This window comes from Streptomyces alkaliphilus, assembly GCF_014141535.1.
In the GTDB taxonomy this organism is placed as follows: domain Bacteria; phylum Actinomycetota; class Actinomycetes; order Streptomycetales; family Streptomycetaceae; genus Streptomyces; species Streptomyces alkaliphilus.
Genome location: NZ_VKHT01000760.1, coordinates 1 through 2,527, shown reverse-complemented (window position 1 = coordinate 2,527; position 2,527 = coordinate 1). Strand labels below are relative to the sequence as shown.

General features: G+C 60.6%; 1 protein-coding gene. It reads left to right on the top strand.

Annotation, left to right across the window (positions count from 1 at the left end):
* Positions 1–409 precede the first annotated feature (409 nt).
* Positions 410–898 carry a hypothetical protein gene (locus FNQ90_RS19450; RefSeq protein ID WP_182607545.1) on the top strand — a complete coding sequence of 163 codons (489 nt, stop codon included), beginning with the start codon at positions 410–412 and terminating at the stop codon, positions 896–898.
* The last annotated feature ends 1,629 nt before the right edge of the window (positions 899–2,527 follow it).

Sequence of the window (2,527 nt, the reverse complement as noted above, 5' to 3'; positions counted from 1 at the left end):
CCCCAACCCCCACACCTACCCCCACAACCCTTACATTTGGGTTGATCCGCTCGGCCTTGCAGGGTACCCGGCTGAAAAACTGAATTGGAATCCCAAGAGTCGCCCCACGTTCGGCCATACCTTTAGTCAGCATGGGGCAGGTGACAAGATCACCAACTCTCTGCGTGACCGAGCAAGGTCCACGGGGAACGACCAAGGGCAATGGTTGGACAATGACGCAGCGGCTGCTTTCCTCCGCGATGCCTATGACCCTGCCGCTTCGGCCCGAAAAGTAGAAATACCTGAAGGTTTGGGACAGGTGATAAAGTCGGACGGGTCAATTGTCCCGGCTCGAGAGGCAATCCTGGTTCCAGGAAAGAAGGGGGGGTATCGCACAGCCTACCCCGTGACATCCTGAGAGAAGGCACAGATGGCTTTTATGCTTTCCTTGATTTCTCCGGTCGAGAAGATTGAAGAATTTTCTTCGGTGGGCGAGGAGGAGGAATACGAATCCATGGTCATGGTGGTCTGCGAAGCGCTGCAAGAGGCCGGGTTCGGATTTCACATGGAAGGGTTCGGGTTGAACCCGTGGCCGGTTGATGTCTCCTATGATCTGTCTTCCGTGATGGAGCAGCTCCCGGATCTCCTTGGCTCCTTGCGGAACGGTGAGGTAGGGGGAATAAATTTTTATGGGCAAGGAATCGAGGCTGACCTGAGCTTCTCGGAGGATGGTGATTTTTTTCGGATCCATTGTGATCCTCGCGTACCCTTGGCGATCACTCGTCAAGAGGAGAGGATTGAGAAGGGAGAATTTCTCTCGATGGCTCATGAGCTCTCCGAGGGCTTTGTTGAGGCGGCCAGAGTCGTGCTTCCGACTCTACGTGTCGAAATCCTTGCGGAGAATCTTCCCGTTCATTGACCACCATCAATGGCGTGAACCTGCTTGCCTCCAGGGAGTGGGAAACCGCTTTCCTGGGGGTGAGTCGCTGGGGGTGGAGGCATGGCAATGTGTTTCCGGACTTCATTGACCGGCGGGGCCGACCGTCTCCATCTGTACCGAGTCGACCTCGAAGGTGGAATTCGAATCGCATGCTTTGTGCTGGACGAGAAGAATAAAAAGATCTTCAAGTCCGACTCTTCCGGTCAACCCCGGCCGGGGAGTGTTCTATCGATCGCATTCGGAGAGTTCTCCTTCTCGCCGGAGGGCGGAGAGGGTTTCATCGGGGGAGATTTCAGGAGTCTGCCGCTCATGTCGCACACTGCTGGAAAAAGAAAGGCCAGGTCCCGGAGGAAGTGATCAGGCACTTCGGGTGAGGGATGAAGAGGTCGGTTGGACGGTGGCCGACCGGCACCCGGAACCGCTCCGGGGATCGGTGGTGCGGGTGAAGGGGCGACCGGTGAAGCCACCGGTCGCCCCTTCGTCCGGCTCAGCTCTCGTCGAGGGTTGCCTGTTCGGCGACCCTCGGGGCGGTGCGTCGGCGGCCCCGGGTCTTCTTCGGGGGCGCCAGGGGGGCAGGTCCTCCCGGTGAGCCCGCGCCGGGACAGGTGCCGCGTCAGGAAGGCGCCGCAGTCGTCGACCGGCGCGCAGCAGACCGTAGAGGCCGTGGACCTGCCGGTCCAACTCCTTCTGGAGGGTGATCATCCGCCACCGTGCTCGGCCCGGGCGGCCGTGTGGAGCACCTCCGGGCCCCGGAAACCCACGAAGTCGTGTCGTCGGGCCCCGGGAACCGCTGTGGTGGGTTTCGGTCGAGGGACCCGAACCGGACGCATCGGTTTCCTCGGAGCACACGCTCGGAGGGCCCCGGACGGGTAGGGTGTTTTCGGCTCCGAAGAACTTCCCATGCGAAATTCTTCTTCTCGGGCATGTTCGTGGAGTGTTGGTCGCGTGAGGACTTCCACGTGAAGGGAAGGTTTGTCATGGGAGGACCTTGGGCCCGCCTCATCGTCGCGGGTGTGCTGCTCGGGCTCGGTGCCCTGACCATCCTCGGAGTGGAGGGGTGTCAACGTTTGAACGCCGCCTCCGACACCTCACCGGCGGGAAGAGAGACGCTTCCCGTTTCCTTTCCCGTGGGTGATGAGAATTCGGTTCATGAAGCGGGCGGGATGCTCCGATAGCCCTCGGGGGTGGGTGAGCGGGAGAAGCTCGCCGGAGAGAGAAGTGGACGGGTGATCGACAGGGTCAAGTCCTGACCCGAGGAGGAAGGGCTGGGGTGATCGAATCGGAAGAGACTGACGGAAAGGTTTTCCTTCATCACTCCGAAATCTTGACGGATTTCACTCGTCTTTGATCCCTGAAGGTTTCGGAGAGGGTCTATTTCCGCTGCGAGGAGAAGCCTTGAACGGGATTCATCCATTGGACTGCCGGGGTATCACCCGTGGACGCGGGGGAGGGTGAGCCCGGAGCCGCCGGAAGACCGGGGAATTCGGATAGCGGTGACGCCTGCCGTGCCGACCCTTCACCTCGCCTCGACCACCCGGGGTTGGAAAAGGCTCAAGGGCTTCGACGGGCCGCCCGGGCCCGGGGGCGTTGACGGCTGTCTCTTATACA